Annotated in this window: 16 protein-coding genes; 9 read left to right on the forward strand and 7 right to left on the reverse strand. The window is 44.1% G+C overall.

Annotated features, from left to right (window positions below; genetic code table 11):
* Nucleotides 1-88: 88 nt before the first annotated feature.
* From B4G81_RS13615 to tig, 7 genes are all read right to left on the reverse strand, one after another.
* Nucleotides 89-1,555, reverse strand: coding sequence for a TrkH family potassium uptake protein (locus B4G81_RS13615; RefSeq protein WP_294083409.1), 1,467 nt, complete (start codon nucleotides 1,553-1,555; stop codon nucleotides 89-91).
* 46 nt (nucleotides 1,556-1,601) lie between these two features.
* Entirely contained in the window at nucleotides 1,602-2,939 is a 1,338-nt protein-coding gene (trkA, locus tag B4G81_RS13620; RefSeq protein ID WP_294083411.1) for a Trk system potassium transporter TrkA, read from the reverse strand.
* A gap of 30 nt (nucleotides 2,940-2,969) precedes the next feature.
* Entirely contained in the window at nucleotides 2,970-4,928 is a 1,959-nt protein-coding gene (dxs, locus tag B4G81_RS13625) for a 1-deoxy-D-xylulose-5-phosphate synthase (protein WP_294083413.1), read from the reverse strand.
* 98 nt (nucleotides 4,929-5,026) lie between these two features.
* Entirely contained in the window at nucleotides 5,027-7,225 is a 2,199-nt protein-coding gene (gene recQ / locus B4G81_RS13630; RefSeq protein ID WP_294083415.1) for a DNA helicase RecQ, read from the reverse strand.
* 257 nt (nucleotides 7,226-7,482) lie between these two features.
* Nucleotides 7,483-8,727, reverse strand: coding sequence for an ATP-dependent Clp protease ATP-binding subunit ClpX (gene clpX / locus B4G81_RS13635; RefSeq protein ID WP_294083418.1), 1,245 nt, complete (start codon nucleotides 8,725-8,727; stop codon nucleotides 7,483-7,485).
* Between the two features lie 3 nt (nucleotides 8,728-8,730).
* The gene (gene clpP / locus B4G81_RS13640) at nucleotides 8,731-9,405 is read right to left on the reverse strand and encodes an ATP-dependent Clp endopeptidase proteolytic subunit ClpP (RefSeq protein WP_294083420.1); all 675 of its coding nucleotides are present in this window, start codon (nucleotides 9,403-9,405) and stop codon (nucleotides 8,731-8,733) included.
* Between the two features lie 175 nt (nucleotides 9,406-9,580).
* Complete coding sequence (tig, locus tag B4G81_RS13645) at nucleotides 9,581-11,083, reverse strand: trigger factor (protein WP_294083422.1); 1,503 nt, start codon at nucleotides 11,081-11,083, stop codon at nucleotides 9,581-9,583.
* A 186-nt stretch (nucleotides 11,084-11,269) separates the two neighbouring features.
* Between tig and B4G81_RS13650 the strand changes: the two genes are divergently transcribed.
* The 9 genes from B4G81_RS13650 to B4G81_RS13690 all read left to right on the forward strand — a co-directional run bounded on the left by B4G81_RS13650 (nucleotide 11,270) and on the right by B4G81_RS13690 (nucleotide 19,641).
* On the forward strand, nucleotides 11,270-12,166 hold the full coding sequence (locus B4G81_RS13650) for a CPBP family intramembrane glutamic endopeptidase (RefSeq protein ID WP_294083424.1): 897 nt from the start codon (nucleotides 11,270-11,272) through the stop codon (nucleotides 12,164-12,166).
* A gap of 6 nt (nucleotides 12,167-12,172) precedes the next feature.
* Nucleotides 12,173-12,748, forward strand: a complete 576-nt coding sequence (locus B4G81_RS13655; RefSeq protein ID WP_294083426.1) for a DUF3109 family protein — start codon at nucleotides 12,173-12,175, stop codon at nucleotides 12,746-12,748.
* A gap of 98 nt (nucleotides 12,749-12,846) precedes the next feature.
* A complete protein-coding gene (locus B4G81_RS13660) occupies nucleotides 12,847-13,479 on the forward strand; it encodes a TetR/AcrR family transcriptional regulator (protein WP_294083428.1) in 633 nt (210 codons plus the stop codon).
* 74 nt (nucleotides 13,480-13,553) lie between these two features.
* Nucleotides 13,554-14,300, forward strand: coding sequence for a 3-oxoacyl-[acyl-carrier-protein] reductase (gene fabG, locus B4G81_RS13665; protein WP_294083429.1), 747 nt, complete (start codon nucleotides 13,554-13,556; stop codon nucleotides 14,298-14,300).
* A gap of 4 nt (nucleotides 14,301-14,304) precedes the next feature.
* The gene (locus B4G81_RS13670; RefSeq protein WP_294083431.1) at nucleotides 14,305-14,973 is read left to right on the forward strand and encodes an RluA family pseudouridine synthase; all 669 of its coding nucleotides are present in this window, start codon (nucleotides 14,305-14,307) and stop codon (nucleotides 14,971-14,973) included.
* 154 nt (nucleotides 14,974-15,127) lie between these two features.
* The gene (locus B4G81_RS13675) at nucleotides 15,128-16,111 is read left to right on the forward strand and encodes an aldo/keto reductase (RefSeq protein ID WP_294083433.1); all 984 of its coding nucleotides are present in this window, start codon (nucleotides 15,128-15,130) and stop codon (nucleotides 16,109-16,111) included.
* A gap of 96 nt (nucleotides 16,112-16,207) precedes the next feature.
* Nucleotides 16,208-17,110 carry a nucleotidyltransferase gene (locus tag B4G81_RS13680; RefSeq protein ID WP_294083435.1) on the forward strand — a complete coding sequence of 301 codons (903 nt, stop codon included), beginning with the start codon at nucleotides 16,208-16,210 and terminating at the stop codon, nucleotides 17,108-17,110.
* 7 nt (nucleotides 17,111-17,117) lie between these two features.
* Nucleotides 17,118-18,437 carry a hemolysin family protein gene (locus B4G81_RS13685; RefSeq protein ID WP_294083437.1) on the forward strand — a complete coding sequence of 440 codons (1,320 nt, stop codon included), beginning with the start codon at nucleotides 17,118-17,120 and terminating at the stop codon, nucleotides 18,435-18,437.
* Between the two features lie 124 nt (nucleotides 18,438-18,561).
* A complete protein-coding gene (locus tag B4G81_RS13690; RefSeq protein ID WP_294083438.1) occupies nucleotides 18,562-19,641 on the forward strand; it encodes an aldose epimerase family protein in 1,080 nt (359 codons plus the stop codon).
* Nucleotides 19,642-19,687: the final 46 nt, after the last annotated feature.

Raw genomic sequence — 19,687 nt, forward strand, 5'->3', positions numbered from 1 at the left:
GAAAACGGGTTGGTTATAAGATGTGGACGAAAAAGAGTTAATGATATACTGGTAGAGTAATGCAGTGATAAAATGATGTAAGAACGGATTATCTTTTCCAAAAGCTGGGGATAAACAGCGAGAGCACGGTAAATATCTCAAGACGTCCTACCAGCATAAGGAAACTGAGGTAATATTTAATGAAAGGTGTGGCCGATTCAAATGTGCCGCTGGGACCATAAGACCCTAATCCAAATCCGTAATTGCTGATGGATGAAAGTGAAACGCCGACCGACTCTTCGAAGTTCATCCCCGTAAGACCCAAAATAACGGCACTGATTACCGCAATGGATACATAAAGGAAGACAAAGGCGAACAGCCGCGAAAGTGTTTCTCCGGTAATCACTTTCCGGTTTATCTTTACCACATAGAGGGCGTTGGGATGTACCTGACGCTTGAAGACAAGCAATGCATTTTTGGAAAGTGCGATCAGGCGTGATATCTTCATACCGCCCGATGTAGAGCCTTCACTTCCGCAAAAAAGAATCATCACCAGAAAAAGGAGCCAGTAGGCGGAACCCCATAACTGGAAATCGACCGTGGCAAATCCGGTAGTGGTGACTGCCGCAACTACCTGGAAAAGTACTGTCCGGAAGGTCTGTTCTATGTCACTCATCTGCCCGGTAATCAAAAGAGCCATTGTAATTCCCACGGTAAAAAGAATGATAATCAAAGAATACCACCGAAATTCTTCATCCTTAAAAAGGGATGGATTGAACCGTGTGACAAGCGTTGAAATAAGAAGGAAGTTTGTGCCACCCAGAAACATAAGAAGGGTAATCAGGTATTCTGTATAGGGTGAGTTGAAAAAGGCGATACTGGCTTGCTTTGTGGAGAATCCGCCGGTAGAGATGGCAGTGAGGGTGTGACATGCGGCATCGAACGCATCCATAGGACCGGCCCAGAGAAAGAAAAATCCAAGAATGGTAAGACCGAGATATGTCAATGACATTTGTTTGGTGATTTCACTGATGCGGGGACGGAATTGGTCTTCGGCGATACCGGTGGCCTCAGCTTCATAGAACTGGCTCGAGATTCCACCGAAGATAGGCATAAAAGAGAGGACGAAGATAATAATCCCGATCCCTCCAATCCATTGAGTGAAGCTGCGCCAGAAATGGAGTGACTTGGGGAATGCTTCGATATTGACCAATGTGGAACTGCCGGTAGTGGTAAAACCACACATACTCTCAAAAAAAGCGTTTGTAAAAGAGGGTATGGCTCCGCTGAACAAGTAAGGGAGCGTGCCAAACAATGCCATCGTCAGCCACGACAGGGTAACAGTGAGAAATACTTCCCGTTTGGTGACATTCCCTACAGTACGCCTGCGTTTTCTTACCATGAGGGAGGTGAGTGCTCCTGAGGAAAAACAAATCACAGCCGAGAGATAGATACTCCTTACAGCTGTTTCATTGTAATACTCACCTACCAGGGCGGAAAAGAGCATGAAGACCGCTTCAATAATCAGGAGCAACCCAAGAGTGCTCAGAATGAATTGATAATTAAATTTCTTCATGTGTTCTTATTTCCGGATACTGGAAACTGGCGCTAGAGTTTTCATATTAGTTAAAGAGTTTCTCGATCACTTTCAGTGATTTATTGAGGAAGAAAACAACAACCTGGTCATATGGCTCTATCAGGGTATCTCCATCTATCAACATCGGTTCCCCGTTCCTGATGAGCGCACCGAAAGTAATATCGGAAGGGAGGTTGAGGTTTTTGATCAGTTTTTTTGTCACTTTGGAATTGGGTTTAGCAATAACTTCTCCCACATTGGCGTCGGCAATGGTAAGACTTTTTATATTGGATGCATCGGCTCTCAATAATAATTCGTATATCTTGCTGGCGGCAATCAGCTTTTTATTGATCACTGTACCGATATCAAACCGTTCCGCCATAGCAATATAATCGATATTCTCTACTTCTGCGACTGTCCTTTTTACACCATACTGTTTAGCCATTATACATCCCAGGATATTGGCCTCGGAATTGCCGGTAAGAGCGAGAAAAGCATCAGTATCAGCTATGCTTTCCCGGAGAAGAAATTCTGTATTACGGGCGTCTTCCCAAAAAACGGTAACGTTGGAAGGTGCCACTTCCACCAGCGCCTGGGCACGTTCCTTATCCCGCTCAATAACCTTTATGCTAATGTTTTGCGGTAGTTGCTGGATGGTACGCATCGTGATGCGACCACCTCCCATGAACATAACTTTCCTGGCTTCGAATGATTTTTTTCCGAACAGTTCCGGCAAAGAATCGATATACTTTCTCAGGGTTGTAAAATAGAGGATGTCGTCGGGTAATATCTGGTCGCTCCCCTTGGGTATGAGGGTGGTTGAATTGCGTTTGATGGCTACCATATGGAACCGTTTATCTGTCAGCGCCAAATCATATAGGTATGTGCTTACGATAGGCGCATTCTTTCTTACTTTGGCGGCGGCAAGGATTACTGTGCCATTGCATAATTCCCACCAGAAACGGGCCCATGGCGTTTTGAGCGACATGGCGATCTCCCGCGCCGCAATCAGTTCCGGATAAATCATGGAGTAGATACCCAGTTTTTCGAAGAATTCTTTGTTCTTGGGAAGCAAGTATTCATAATTATCTATCCGCGCAAGTGTTCTCTTTGCACCTAAATTGGATGCGAGCATGCAGGAAGTGATATTCCCGGATTCTTCCGGGGTTACGCCTATATAAAGGTCGGCATGGGCCGCTCCTGCTTCGGTAAGGTCCTTGATTGACGTGCAGTTGCCAATATAGGTAAGTATATCGCTGTTGTCACGGATGATGGCAAGCCGGTCTTTATCGCCATCGATGAGTGTTATGTCGTGATTTTCCTGTCCCAGAAGTTTTGCCAGATGGGTTCCGACTTCACCCGCACCTGCTATTAAAATCTTCATTACATCCTTTACAGTTAATAATTCTCTATCTTACCGGTTATGGATCTGTATGACAGGGTTTATCATATTTTGCGATAGCATTGAATTCCTTGTCATATCGTTGTACAGATGGATGATTTGTTCCAGAATACCGGCCGCATCGATTCCGGTGATTTGCTGAAGTTCACTGATGGATCCGTGAGTGACGAATTCATCGGGAATACCTACGCGGTGTACGTAGGTTTCGGTATAATTGTTTTCCGACAGGAATTCCAGAACGGCACTTCCCAGGCCACCCTTCAGAACACCATTTTCCACGGTGATGATATATTTGAATTTACCTGCTATCTTATTAAGCATCTCTTCGTCAATAGGTTTTAGAAAAACCATATCGTAATGAGCTACACTGATGCCCAATTTCTCCGCCTCGTCGATAGCCTTTGCGGCCTTGTTGCCGATGGCTCCGAGGGAAAGCAGCGCGATGTCTTTTCCCTTCCTGAGTTTTCTTCCTTTACCGATTGGCAGGATTTGGGGTTCGTTCTGCCAATCGGTCATTTCACCCTGGCCGCGAGGATATCGAATGACGAACGGGCCGTCATTGCCATATACAGCCGTATGCATCAGGTTTCGCAGTTCATGCTCATTGTAAGGTGCCGAAATTACAAGGTTGGGTATGGGGCGTAGATAGGCCAGATCGAATACACCATGGTGTGTGGGACCGTCCGGACCGACTAATCCGGCTCTGTCGAGACAGAAAACCACTTTCAGTTTTTGCAATGCTACATCATGGATTACCTGATCATATGCCCGTTGCATGAATGATGAGTAGATATTGCAAAACGGAATCAATCCCTCTTTTGCCATGCCGGCCGAAAAAGTAACGGCATGTGCTTCGGCAATACCCACGTCAAACGCTCTGGAAGGAAACCGTTCTGCCATGAAGGTCATGGAACAACCGGTGGGCATAGCAGGGGTCACCCCTACGATATTTTCATTTTTTTCAGCCATCTCCACAAGAGTATGACCAAATACATCTTGATAAAGTTGAGGTTGGTTGGTATTGTCTTTTATAATACGTTCTCCCGTATCTTTATTGAAAAGGCCGGGAGAATGCCAGATGGTTGCCGATTTCTCTGCCGGTTTAAATCCTTTGCCTTTCACCGTTTTGATATGCAGTAACTTGGGCCCTTGCATATCTTTGATATTACGGAGTATACGGATCAGTCCCGGCAGGTCATGCCCATCCACCGGACCGAAATAACGGATATTGAATCCTTCAAACAGGTTTTGCTCTTTGGTGATCAGTGACTTGACGCTATTATTGAAGCGTAGTACCAGATTTTTTTCATTTTCCGAAATGAGATTTCGTTTTTTAAATCCCTGATATATATTATTCCGGACCTTGTTATATTTAGCTGAGGTAGTGAGCTTCACCAAATAATCCTGCATTCCTCCCACATTGTTGTCAATAGACATATCGTTGTCATTGAGGATAATCAGCAGGTTATTCGGTTGTGAGCAGGCGTTATTGATTCCTTCATAAGCCAGTCCCCCGGTCATTGACCCGTCGCCGATGATAGCCACTATATGCCTGTTCCTCTCTCCCCGGAGATTGGCAGCCACGGCCATACCCAGTGCAGCTGAGATAGAAGTGGAAGCGTGTCCGGCGATAAAAGTATCATATTCGCTCTCCTTGGGATTGGTAAATCCGGAGAGTCCCCCCAGTTTGCGGTTGGTAGAAAAACGGTCGCGGCGCCCGGTAAGGATTTTATGTCCATAAGCCTGATGCCCTACGTCCCAGACCAATCGGTCGTAGGGTGTCTGATAAAGGTAATGCAGGGCCACGGTTAACTCTACTGTCCCAAGGCTGGAGCCGAAATGCCCCGGATTATGGGATAATTGCTCGATGATAAATTCCCTCAGTTCCGCACAAACTGTTTCCAGCTGGTCTATACTAAGTTTTTTTAGATCATCAGGGCTGTTTATATGTTGCAAATAGTTCATTGTCATTGTATGCCGGTTTCTATGTAATAACGGATACCGGCCCTAAATAGTTTTTAAATGCCAGCGTCATTTTCATCTGTTGGCACATGGGCATATTAGCACATTTAATTCGCCATATCCGAGAAGAACTTGATACGTACAAGGCGTATCTCGGTTTCAGTGTAATCCGATAACTCTTCCTGTGCCTTCTCCAAGTCATCTATTTCTGTCTCTTTGAAATAGGAATATATATCCTGCAGTACATCCTGATCCATCACTTCATTGAGGAAATAATCGATATTGATTTTTGTACCTGAATATACAATAGCTTCTACTTCTGTCAGCATTTCATTGAAGTCTATTCCTTTTGATTCAGCCAGGTCATCGAGCGCCACCTTCCTGTCGATAGCCTGTACGATGGAAACTTTTAGTTTCGATTTGTTGGCGACTGTTTTCACACGGAGGTCTTCGGGACGGGTAATATCATTTTCCTCCACATGTTTCTTTATCAGGTCCACAAATTCTTTTCCGTACCGTTTGGCTTTTCCTGCACCCACACCGGGGATGTTCTGTAATTCGTCGAGAGTGATGGGATAAGAGGTTGCCATGGCTTCGAGCGATGAAGGCTGGAAAATCACATAAGGAGGAACATTCAATTTCTTGGATAGTTTCTTCCTCAAGTCTTTCATCATAGAGAAGAGCACGGGGTCGGCAGCCCCCCCGCTGCCGGCGGCAGAGATCACATCCGAATCATCATTTTCAGGATCGGTCACGCCGTCTTCATCCTCATCATCTTTGGTGATTTTAAAAGATACGGGATTCTTCAGGAAATCCTTTCCTTTTTTTGTAATCTTCAGAATGCCGTAGTTCTCAATATCTTTTTTCAAATAGTTATCGAGCAATGCCTGACGGATCACCACTTCCCAGGTGCTTTCTTCCTCATCGGCGCCCGATCCGAATTCTTCGAGTTCGTTGTGCCCATAAGTCTCTATATCGGATGATTCTTTCCCTATAAGGAAATCTATAAGATAATCGGCCTTTTGTTTTTCTTTGAGAGCGCTAACCGCTTCTAATACAGTAATAAGTAACTCTTTCGCTTCCACTTTCTTCTTGGGATTTAAACAATTGTCACAATGTTCACAATTATGTTCGTTATATTCTTCGCCGAAATAGTGCAGCAGCACTTTTCTCCGGCAGACGGATGTCTCTGCGTAAGCCGCTGTTTCCAGCAGCAGTTGCTTTCCGATCTCCTGTTCCGAAACCGGTTTTCCCTGCATGAAACGTTCTAATTTCTGCAGGTCTTTTTCCGAGTAAAATGCAATACATTTTCCCTCCCCGCCGTCACGACCGGCACGCCCGGTTTCCTGGTAATAACCTTCAAGGCTTTTGGGTATATCATAATGAATCACATAGCGCACGTCGGGCTTGTCGATACCCATACCAAAGGCAATGGTGGCTACAATCACATCTACTTTCTCCATTAGAAAAGCATCCTGGTTATAGCTACGGGTGGCGGCATCCATTCCCGCATGGTAGGGTAATGCCCTTATATCGTTAGCTTGCAATATCTCTGCAAAATCGTCTACTTTTTTTCTGCTCAGGCAATAAATAATCCCTGATTTTCTCCCCTGGGAGAGAATATATTTGATGATATCCCTGTCGATCTTATCGCTCTTGTGTCGGACCTCATAATAGAGGTTAGGACGGTTAAAAGATGATTTGAATACTGCGGCATCGCTCATCCCGAGATTTTTCTGGATATCATGTTGCACCTTCGGTGTAGCCGTGGCTGTTAGTGTGATGATGGGGCGGACGCTGATTTCGCTGATGATGGGCCTGATGCGCCGGTATTCCGGACGGAAATCGTGCCCCCATTCTGAAATACAATGCGCTTCGTCCACAGCATAAAAAGAGATGGGGATGTTCCGGAGAAACTCTATGTTTTCGGCTTTTGTAAGCGACTCGGGTGCCACATAAAGCATCTTTGTCTTTCCTGAAAGCACATCCTTTTTCACCTCTTCAATTTCTTGTCTGTTAAGGGACGAATTCAGAAAATGAGCGATACCATCTTCTTCACTGTAGTTGCGCATGGCATCTACCTGATTTTTCATCAATGCAATAAGGGGAGAGATGATGATTGCCGTACCCTCCATCAGCAGAGCCGGAAGTTGGTAACAGAGCGATTTTCCGCCACCTGTAGGCATCAATACAAAAGTGTCCTTCCCGGATAAGATACTTTCTATGATGGCTTCCTGATTACCTTTGAAAGTATCGAACCCGAAATATTTCTTTAGCCCCTTGTATAATAAATATTGTTTTTCCATTGAGTAAGTCACTCTGTAGTCATGCCCTCTTTACTGAAAGGCAAACACAAAATTAGGAAAGTATTTTATATTTCCAAATAAAGATTGTAGTAATACAAAATGAATATCTGCATTTGTGTTGTGAATCTGTTCATTTTCAATGATGAACAGTTAGATATTTGCATGAAAAAAACGCAAGCTGAACATGCGTTTTTTTCATTCATTCCCTTCAGGCTTTATCGGAATAGGATTCTTAAAGTCGTCAATGGATTTGTCTGTCAAGCCACTCTCAAATGGTGTAGATCAGAATTTTCCAATTGGTGAGCGGCATACTCGCGGGTAACGTGCATTTTCTTTTTCTCCTCAGTGGTTGGAAGAGTGAACATGGCTTCTATCATGATTGCTTCCACAATAGAGCGTAGTCCGCGGGCACCTAATTTAAATTCAATGGCCTTATCGACTATATATTCGTAGGCATCAGAAGCGAAAGTAAGCGTCACTCCATCCATTTCGAATAGCTTCTGGTATTGCTTGATGATGGAATTCCGGGGTTCTACCAATATACGCAATAATGCATCTCTGTCGAGCGGTTCGAGATAAGTCAGAACGGGAAGGCGCCCGATAATTTCAGGGATCAGTCCGAATGATTTCAGATCAAGCGGAGTGATATATTTCATCAGGTTACTCCGGTCGATAACCGCAGTCTGGTTGCTGGCGGCATAACCCACCACACGCGTATTAAGGCGTTGGGCAATCTTTTTCTCTATCCCGTCGAATGCTCCGCCGCAAATAAAAAGTATATTTTTGGTGTTTACGGAAATCATTCGTTGTTCAGGATGTTTCCGGCCCCCCTGGGGCGGTACGTTTACCACAGAGCCTTCCAGTAGCTTCAATAATCCTTGTTGTACCCCCTCGCCACTCACATCGCGGGTAATGGAGGGATTGTCACTTTTACGGGCAATTTTGTCGATCTCATCAATAAAGACAATCCCCCGTTCAGCCGCACTCACATTATAGTCGGCTACCTGCAACAGTCGTGTGAGGATACTTTCGATATCCTCTCCCACATATCCTGCCTCGGTAAGCACTGTGGCATCCACAATTGTAAAGGGAACCTGCAGCAATTTAGCGATCGTCCTTGCCAGCAACGTCTTTCCCGTCCCCGTTGCCCCTACCATGATGATATTTGATTTTTCGATCTCTACATCATCCTTGGTAGTTTTCTGTAAGATGCGTTTGTAGTGGTTGTAAACCGATACCGACAGAAACCGTTTCGCACTATCCTGGTTAATCACATACTGGTCCAGAAACTCCTTGATATGGGTAGGTTTGGGTAGTGAGGAAAGGGTGAGTCCGATATCTGATTTCTCATTGCCTTTGAATGAGTCATTTACAATTTCATGTGCCTGCTCGGCACACATATCGCAAATAAAACCGGTCATACCCGAAATAAGCAGATTCACTTCCTGCTCACTTCTACCACAAAAACTGCAGTGATTGCTGCTATTCGCCTTTTTTGCCATTATTTATTTCTTTTTAGACAGGACTTCATCCACCATACCGTATTCCTTGGCTTCGATTGCTGTCATCCAAAAATCACGGTCGGAGTCTCTCGCTACATCTTCCACCGGTTTACCCGAATGAGTGGATATGATGGCATAGAGTTCCTGTTTGATCTTTGCAATTTCACGGGCGGTGATTTCGATATCCGATGCTTGTCCCTGCACGCCTCCCAACGGTTGGTGGATCATCACACGCGAGTGGTTCAGGGCGAATCGTTTCTTATCGGTACCTGCTACCAGCAAAACGGCAGCCATGGATGCGGCAATACCTGTACAGATAGTGGATACATCACTCGATATGAACTGCATGGTGTCGTAGATACCCAATCCTGCATAGACAGACCCACCCGGTGAGTTGATGTAGATAGAGATATCTTTTCCCGGATCGGAAGAATCGAGATAAAGTAATTGGGCTTGGATCACATTGGCCGTATAATCATCAACGGCAGTGCCGAGGAAGATGATACGGTCCATCATCAAACGGGAGAAAACATCCATTTGTGCCACGTTGAGCTGACGTTCCTCGATGATGGTGGGGGAGATATAACCACCCTGGCTGGTGATGTTCATGTAACTGTCCAATCTGGCACCATTCATGCCCAGATGTTTCACCGCATATTTTCTAAAATCGTTATGCATAATATTATTTTTATTTGTTCATAATTCATTACCGAATCAATACACTGCAAACAAGGTGCCAAAATTGCACCTTGAAGCATTTGCCGGCATTTAAATTACAGAACAAATGTATAACGAATTATCGGATTACAAAATAAATTATTGATAAACAATCTATAGATCGATCCTCCAACGATTATTTTTTATCCGAAGCCTTTCTTTTTCTTGCCGGTTTTTTGTTTTCTGCCGCCTCTTCCTTAGTGTCAGCCGTTTCTTCTGCCTCTCCTCCGGTATGTTCGTCATTACTATCCGTATCAGCATGTTCGCCATGCTGGTGCGTATGTCCGGTCATTAATTCACTAAAATCTTTCGAAGAGATTTCTTTTTCGAGGATGTTTACATTTTCCTTTAGCCAGTCTATGATCTTGTCTTCGGTAGCCCTGTCAAACAGGCTGCGGACAGTCTCCTCTTTTTCGAGAAGACTTTTCGTATAGTTTTGCAATACATCGGCCGGAAGGTTGGTCATTCCGTATTGCGCAAATTGGGCTTTTGCCACTTGTACCGCCAGCGCTTCTATATCAGCGAATTCAACCTTGATATCGTTATCTTCCACGATTTTCTGTCTTGCCACCTGAAATTTCAGGTCCTCCAGTATTTTAGGGAAATCGTCTTCAATCTCTTCTGCAGTGCGGTTCTTATCTGCTTCGAGCAGCCAGCGTTTCAACAGTTCCTCGGGGAACGTTACATCATCCATCATCTTCACGATCAGGTCACGTGCTTCATGAATGAAGAGGTGGTCGGCATCCGGTTTATATTGTTTTACCAGTTCTTCCTCTACTTTTGTCCTGAACTCCTTTTCCGAAGAAGCCACCCCTTCGCCCAGTATGCGGTCGAACAGTTCCTGGTCCATTTCCGCTTCTTTATAACGGGTTACCTCTTGAATGTCGAACCGGAAATCTGCCTCTATCTTTGCAACGTCTTCTTTGGTGGTTTGTAGCAGGGACGCAATTTCAGCTTCATTATTATCGTATGCTTTTCTGGGGTTGAATACCACGTTGTCGCCCATTTTTACCCCGATAAAGTTGGTTTTTGTCGCTTCATCCTTTATATAGGAAGGCATCAAAATAGCGTTTTCAATCACCTGCCCGCCTTCTTTCTCCTTGCCACCCTCCATCTCCGTAAGCGTGCCTTTGATGAGGTCGGTATCTTTGGCCTCTTCTTCTACCGAGACGTATGTGCCGTAGTTTTGCTTATAGGCATTTACCTGTTGGTCAAGCAAGTCGGGTTCGAGTTGTACATTATAATAGGTCAGTTCCACACCTTTGTCGAACTTCAGGTCAAACTCAGGGGTAAGTGCCACGTCGAAAGAAAATTTTAACGCCTCATCTTTTTCCAGGTCAATTTCTTCGTCGAGGTTATCAGCCGGCATAGGTTCACCAAGCACTTTGAGTTTGTTGTCGCGAATAAAATTTCCTATCTCGTCGGAGACCATCTTGTTGATCTCATCCACCAATACAGCTTTGCCGTACATTTTTTGGATCAGGCTCTTGGGTACTTTTCCCTGGCGGAAACCGGGAATATTGGCCCTTTGACGGTATTGGTTGAGTGACTTATCTACCTTTTCCTGATAATCTGCTTTTTCCAGTTCAATGACGATGGTTCCATTTACATCGTTCGTTTTGTTCAGTGTTGACTTCATTATAATATATGAAAATGATTGTTTTTTGTTGAAAGTCCGTAAAATTCAACTGATTGTAACATTTAAAAAAATAAGATTGCAAAATTAGTGTTATTCTTTCAAATTGCAAAAAATATTTTACACAACCCTTTACAATTCTGTTACCGGATTATTGTGTTACCTTTGCACTTTTAATGACACCGATAAATGAGACCTCTTTTTTCATCGTTCACTCCGGGCAATAAAATAGCCTGGCTTTTTTTATTTCTACTGATCGGTATAGTAATGGCCGGTACCCTGACGAATCTTATTCTGTTAATACCCGCGGTAAGCAGTGGAGGAGATGTGGTGCCCATCTACGTGGGGTCGGTGATGCAATCGGTATTGGCTACTGCCTTGCCGGCATATTTTATAGTGGCATTGACGCAGGAATATCCGGTAGATTATCTCAAGTTGAGGCCCAACGGCAAGATGGGAGAGGAAGTATTGCTGGCCATATTGGCATTTATCTTTTCCTACTTCCTGGCTTCATTCCTGGCCCAATGGAATAAAGGTATGGAACTTCCCTCATCGATGCGACAAGTGGAACAGCTGTTCCGCTCTATGGAAGATGCTGCTCTCGAGACTACTGATTTATTGTTATCCGGTAAAACTATCGGCAGGCTTCTGCTCAACCTCGTTATTGTGGGCGGATTGGCTGCGGTATCGGAGGAGATGTTTTTCCGTGGGGCTTTACAACAATTTATACAGGAGAAATTTTCGAACGGACATGGAGCGGTGTGGATCACGGCATTGGTATTCAGTCTGGTGCATTTTCAATTCTATGGATTTCTTCCCCGGCTTCTTCTGGGTGCACTGCTGGGGTACCTGTTCCTTTATACCCAAAACCTTTGGGCACCTATCATCTTTCATTTTATCAATAATGCGTTGGTGGTAGTGCTACATTATTTTTTTGGTGGTTCTGAATGGATGCAACAGATGGAAGAGATGCCGATCGACGGTCGGTTTGCACTTGCCGCCTGTCTGAGTGCCTTGTGCACAGTCCTGTTATTTTGGGGCTACGCTAAGAAGCGGAACATCCAACATTCAACTTCTAACTTTTAAACTTATATGATACAAATTCAACATACGCTTTTGTCGGACGATATATTCGAAGAGCAATTTATTTGCGACCTCTGTAAATGTAAGGGGCAATGCTGTGTGGAAGGAGAATCGGGAGCGCCCCTGACGAAAGAGGAATCTGCGCTGATAGAAGGAATCCTTCCTGAAATATGGAATGACCTCTCTCAAAAGGCGCAGCAGGTAATCAGTGTTCAGGGAATTGCCTATACCGATTACGATGGGGAATTGGTTACATCCCTGGTGGACGGAAAAGAGTGTGTATTCACCTCTTTCGATGAGGAGGGTATTTGTAAATGTGTCATCGATACAGCTTATCGTGAAGGAAGGATATCCGTTCCAAAACCGGTATCCTGTCATCTTTATCCTGTCAGGCTGACAGAATACAATGATTTCACGGCTGTGAATTATCATCGTTGGTCTGTTTGCAGGCCGGCGGTTAAATTAGGGAAAAAAGAGGGAGTGCCCATTTACCGCTTCCTGAGAGAGCCACTGATTCGAAAATTTGGTGAAGAATGGTATGAGGAGGTTTGTGAAGCTGCGCGGTTATTGAAAAAAAAGGAATAACCGGAGAAATCGCCGATTTATGATTTTTTAGATCATTTACTTTCGAAATTTAGAATCTTATGCTATTTTTGCACAGACTTATATGAAATGTGCAAAGTATGACTTCAGCAATCTCCAAGACAAGGAAAAATTTGATCGATGTGGCACAACGTCTTTTTGCAAGAAAGGGCGTTGATAATACTACGATGAACGATATTGCCGAAGCGTCACAACGTGGTCGGCGTACTCTCTATACCTATTTCAGCAGTAAATATGATATTTATAAGGCGGTCATTGAGTCGGAACTAAATGAATTATACAGTCGGCTTGAGGAAGTGATTAAACGCGATATTCCTGCTGATGAAAAGCTTATATTACTGGCTTTTAACCGTCTCAGAGCAGTTAAAGAGGTAGTCTCGCGGAACGGTACGTTACGGGCTGATTTTTTCAGGGATATATGGCAAGTGGAGAATGTACGTAAAGAATTCGATAAAAAAGAGATCCATTATCTCGAAGAAATTATACAGGATGGATGTGACAATGGAATTTTCGAGATAAAAAATGTAAAGCAGACTGCGGAATTATTGCACTATGCTTTCAAAGGCCTCGAAGTACCGACGATCCGCGGTACGATGCAACTCGATTACAATAAGAAAGAGGATAGGGATATTATCGCCGGACTTCTTTTTAAAGGATTGTATAAGAGAAATGGAAATGTTGATTTCATGATCCCGATAAATCGGGACAGGTAGTGTTGATTTAATGATTAGGTAGTCGGAAAGTGGAAATTAGAAATTTATAATTTATAATTCATAATTAAAATAACATGAAGTTATTAGAAGGAAAGACAGCATTAGTAACTGGAGCTGCCCGTGGTATTGGGAAAGCGATTGCGTTAAAATTTGCCTCTGAAGGTGCGAATATCGCCTTTACAGACTTGATAATTGATGAAGTGGGGACAGCTACCGAACATGAAATCGCTTCAATGGGCGTAAAGTGTAAAGGTTACGCGTCCAACGCGTCCAATTTCGAGGAAACGCACAAGGTGGTTGAACAGGTTATGCAGGATTTCGGGCGTATAGATATCCTGATTAATAACGCCGGTATCACCAAAGACGGTTTGATGATGCGGATGAGCGAACAGCAGTGGGATGCAGTGATCAACGTCAACCTGAAGTCGGCTTTCAACTTCATACATGCGGTAACTCCCGTGATGATGCGCCAGAAATCAGGTAGTATTGTGAATATGAGTTCGGTGGTAGGTGTATCCGGAAATGCCGGTCAGGCAAACTACTCCGCATCGAAAGCTGGAATGATCGGTCTGGCAAAATCTATGGCCAAAGAATTGGGATCACGCGGTATCCGTGTCAATGCCATTGCCCCGGGATTTATCATCACCGAAATGACCGGACAACTCTCGGAAGAGGTGCGCAACGAATGGGCAAAACAAATCCCATTGCGACGGGGAGGCACACCGGAAGATGTTGCGAATACGGCATTATTCCTTGCATCGGACCTCTCTTCGTATGTGAGCGGGCAGGTAATCAACGTATGCGGTGGCATGAATACCTGATTAAATGACGGTTCTTTACGAAGATAACCACATCATCATTGTCAACAAGGCAGCCGGTGAGATCGTGCAGGGCGATAAGACGGGCGACCAACCGTTGTCTGAAATGGTGAAGGAGTATCTCAAAGAGAAATACAATAAGCCCGGCAACGTTTTTTGTGGTGTAACGCACCGGCTCGACCGTCCTACGAGTGGAGTAGTGGTGTTTGCAAAAACCAGCAAAGCGTTGTCGCGGCTCAACGATATGTTCCGCAATGGGGAAGTGCAGAAAACCTATTGGGCCATTGTGAAGGATCGTCCCCCGAAAGAGGAGGACCGATTGACCCATTATCTGGTCAAAAACGAAAAGACCAATAAATCTACTGCTTATACCATTGAAAAACCACATACCAAAAAGGCAGTATTGCATTACCGGCTTATTGGCACCTCCCAGAATTATTCCCTACTGGAAGTAGATCTGGAGACCGGGCGTCACCATCAAATCCGGGTTCAGTTGTCCAAGATTGGATGCCCGATCAAAGGCGATCTCAAATACGGTGCACCCCGATCGAACCCCGACGGAAGCATCAGCCTGCATGCACGGACTATCTCGTTTATCCATCCCGTTTCCAAAGAAAAGATTCTGGTCTCTGCTCCGCCGCCCGACGACAATCTCTGGAAAACATGGAAGGCCTGAGAAAAATTCACGAGATTAGAATCAAAAGATAGAAAAAGGAGAGTAATGAAATATCCATTATTCTTCTTTAACATCAATTCACGACTGCAATACCTGTTTATTCGCCTACTTTTGCGATATTCGAAGTTTATTAATCAAAATAAATATTCAGGATATGCAATACAGGAAATTGGGAGAAACAGACTTGTCGGTCTCAATCATTACGTTCGGGGCATGGGCTGCCGGAGGATGGATGTGGGGTAAAACGGAAAGAAATGACGCTGTAGAAGCTATCAGAGCGGCTTATGACCTGGGAGTTACCTCTATAGACACTGCTCCTGTATACGGACAGGGTACGAGTGAAGAAATTGTAGGCGAAGCTATAAAAGGAAAGCCTCGCGATAAGGTACAGATACTTACCAAATTCGGTATGCGGTGGAATCTGGCGAAAGGTGATTTTGCTTTTCCGAGCAAGGATAACAGTGGCAATGATATTGATATCTATAAATATGCCGGAAAAGAAAGTGTGATCAAAGAATGCGAGGACAGTCTGCGACGCCTCGGTACGGATTATATCGACCTCTACCAGATCCATTGGCCGGAGAGCACTACCCCTATTCATGAGACTTTTGAGGCAGTAGGAAAACTTATAGAGCAAGGAAAGGTCCGCTATGCCGGGGTATGTAACTACAATGCAGCGCAGATGACGGAAGCGGAACAGACCTTGAAACTGGTCTCCAACCAAATACCTTATAGTATGGTTAACCGGGGTATAGAAGAAGAAACAATTCCTTATTGTATTGGGCATCACAAGTCTATACTGGCTTACAGTCCGTTGGAAAGGGGATTGCTTACCGGTAAAATAACTTCCGGTTATCAGTTCCAACCGGGCGATCACCGTGCTAACCATCCACATTTTCAACCCGGATTTATTGAACGTACCAATAAATTATTGCAGAAAATTAAACCTATTGCCGATGAAAAAGGTGCTACTCTTTCGCAATTGGTACTGAGATGGACGGTGGAAAGACCGGGCATTACCATTGCGCTGGCCGGTGCACGCAACGCTGCACAGTCCGTACAGAACGCCAAGGCAATAGATTTTGAATTAACGCGCCGGGAATTTGATTTTATCGATAAAGCGATAGATGAATTTTAAGATAAAAACCTTACATTTGCACATCGGTGCACAATCCCGATTTTATGAATATAAATCTACAAATCAATAAATCATTAAATTATCAAATCAATTTAAATGAAACCGACTTTATTTGTATTGGCAGCAGGAATGGGAAGCCGTTACGGAGGACTGAAACAATTGGATGGATTAGGCCCGAATGGTGAAACCATTATGGATTATTCTATTTATGATGCGGTGAATGCCGGCTTTGGGAAGCTGGTCTTCGTGATCCGCAAATCATTTGAAAACGATTTCAGAGAGAAGATTGTCAGTAAATATGAGAAAAAAATACCGGTAGAACTGGTTTTCCAGGAACTCGATACGCTACCGGAAGGTTTTACACCTCATCCCGATCGGGTGAAGCCGTGGGGTACCAACCATGCTGTGATGACGGGAAAAGAGGTGATCAATGAGCCGTTTGCGGTGATCAATGCCGACGATTTTTATGGTCGTGAGAGCTACAAGGTGCTGTCAGACTATCTTTCATCATTGGGAAAGAGTGAAAATAAATACTGCATGGTAGGCTACCGTGTAGGAAATACCCTCTCTGAAAGCGGTACCGTGGCACGTGGTATTTGCGAGACCGACCGGGACCGCAACCTCACCGGCGTGGTAGAACGTACCCAGGTTATGCGGGTAGACGGAAAAGTGAGTTATAAGGATGAAAACGACCAATGGGTAGCTATTGATGATAATACACCTGTATCGATGAATATGTGGGGCTTTACACCCGACTATTTCAAATATTCCGATGATTATTTTGTACAGTTCCTGAAAGAGAATGCGGAGAACCTCAAAGCCGAATATTTTATACCGTTACTGGTCAATCATCTGATTGTTAACGGTAAAGCTTCAGTGAAAGTACTCGACACCCCTTCCGGATGGTTTGGCGTGACTTATGCCGAAGACCGGTCGGGAGTAGTGGCCCGGTTGAAGAAACTTGCTGACGAGGGAACTTATCCTTCACCATTGTGGTAAGTGATTTATGTGGATAGATATCGTCATCATTCTTGTACTGATCCTTTTGAACGGTTTCTTTGCCTTGTCGGAGATCGCCATCGTATCTACGAAAAAAAACAAACTCGAGGCAGAACAGAAGAAGGGTAAGTCGGGAGCCAAATGGGCATTGAAACTACGCTCCGATCCGGGGGATTTCCTCTCGTCGGTACAGGTGGGGATCACGTTGATTGGTATTGTCAACGGTGCTTACGGGGGACAGGCATTTACTGCCTACTTAGCACCTTTCTTCCAACAATTCCCTGCCATAGCACCTTTTGCCGAAGGTATCGCCATGGTGATAGTGGTATTCCTTATTACTTATGTTTCCATCGTGATAGGTGAATTGGTACCTAAAACCATTGCGTTGAACAATCCCGAGAAGATGGCAATGGCCGTGGCTCCTACCATTCACGTGGTGAGCATTATTTTCTATCCGTTTGTGAAGCTCCTGTCGGTATCCACTGATTTCGTCAACCGTCTAATAGGTTTGACGCCGAAAGAAGAGGTGGTGTCGGAAATGGAATTGAGGGCAATGCTCAGGACCGCTTCGCATGAAGGGGTAATTGACGCCGAAGAAAATATCATCCATGAACAGGTTTTTTATTTTTCCGATAAACGGGCCATCCATCTGATGACACACCGTACTGATGTGGAGTGGGTGGATATCAGCAAGAGCCGGGAAGAGATCATTGAAGATCTGCTACAGACCAAACATAGTAAAATATTGGCCTGCAAGAAGAAGATAGATGATTTTATAGGTACTATTTCAATGAGGGATTTCCTGCTACGGTTGAATAAAAAGGATCAGTTCTCCATAGAAGAACTGATCATGGAACCTATTATTGTCCCCAATAATTTGCTGGCACAAAAAGTATTGGAGAATTTCAGGAATAACCATAAATTTGTAGCTGTGGTAGTGGATGAGTATGGGAGTCTCGATGGTATCATCACCATTCATGATATTTTCGAGAACCTGGTAGGTGCGATTCCCGAGGAGACCGACGATGAGTGGTCGGATCCCCTTATATTTATGCGCGACGATCATTCTGCCTTGGTAAGCGGGGAGGCACCTATTGAGATATTGTCACAAATAGACGAAGATTTTATTGTGGATTTTGATAAAATTGATTATTCCACTGTCGCCGGTTTTGTGTTTGAATGTATTAATAAGATTCCGGCAGTGGGAGATCGGTTCGATTATGAAAATCTTCATTTTGAGATAGTTGATGTGGATGGAAACAAGATAGATAAGATTTTGGTGACAAAAAAGAGAATAGAAATTGGCGCGGATCGAAATGTTAATTAAATAGTTTTATGTTATATAACACAAAAAAAAATGAGGTTAGATCAAAAATCCGTGGTAATTTTACGGCGATTTTAAGAAAGAATCAATCTTCATCAATATCTTATTTTTAAACCCAGAAAATTACATGAACGAAATGTATAGCAAATCCGGTTTGCTTGTCGACGCTTTTCAAAAAACAGTAGATGGCAGGCAAACCGGGTTATACACTCTGACAAATAGTAAAGGGTGTGAACTCACTGTTACCAACTATGGTGCAAAAATAGTATCGTTAATGGTGCCCGATAAAAACGGAAATTTAGTTGACGTTGTTTTGGGGCATAATTCAATAGATGAATATCTGACTTCGGAAGAAGCTTACTTTGGCGCTATATGCGGCAGGACAGCCAACAGGATCGCCAAGGGGCACTTCATTCTCGAAGGAAAAGAATACCAATTGGTAGTTAATAACGGTCCGAACTCACTCCACGGAGGAATAAAGGGGTTTAATGCTGTGGTATGGGAAGTGAAAAAACAGACCGACCAAAGTATTGAATTATTTTATCTCTCCCCGGATGGAGAGGAAGGGTTCCCCGGTAGTCTATCCGTTACAGTTACTTATACTTTGACCGATGATGATGCTTTGGATATTCATTACAAGGCGACAACCGACAAGACCACCATCCTGAATCTCACCAATCATTCCTATTTCAACCTTTCCGGCCAAGGGGATTCATCGGTCAACGACCATTGGCTTGTGGTGAATGCGGACAGTTATCTTCCTACCGATGATACGGCCATTCCTTATGGGGCGCCGGAACCGGTGAAGGGTACTCCGTTCGATTTTACCGAACCCCACACCATCGGAGAGCGGATAGAGGATGATTTCGAACAACTGCATTTCGGGAAAGGATATGACCATACATTTATCCTGAATAAGAAAACGCCGGATGAATATGGATGCGCCGGTTATTGTACCTCGCCCAAGACGGGCATTAAAATGGAGATCCATACCAATCAACCCGGCATGCAATTATATACGGGCAACTGGATGACCGGCAACTTTACCGGGAAATTGGGGAAACGGTATCCGGCCAGGTCGGCTGTATGCTTTGAAACACAACATTACCCCGATAGCATCAATAAGCCGCAGTACCCTTCGGTGGTTCTGCATGCGGACGAGACTTTTGAATCCAACACAACGTACCGTTTTTCAATCGGAGAGTAAAATGATGATTTATTAGACAATTAACAATTAATAAACTAACAATTAA

The sequence above is a fragment of the Proteiniphilum sp. UBA5384 genome, assembly GCF_002410825.1.
Taxonomy (GTDB): domain Bacteria; phylum Bacteroidota; class Bacteroidia; order Bacteroidales; family Dysgonomonadaceae; genus Proteiniphilum.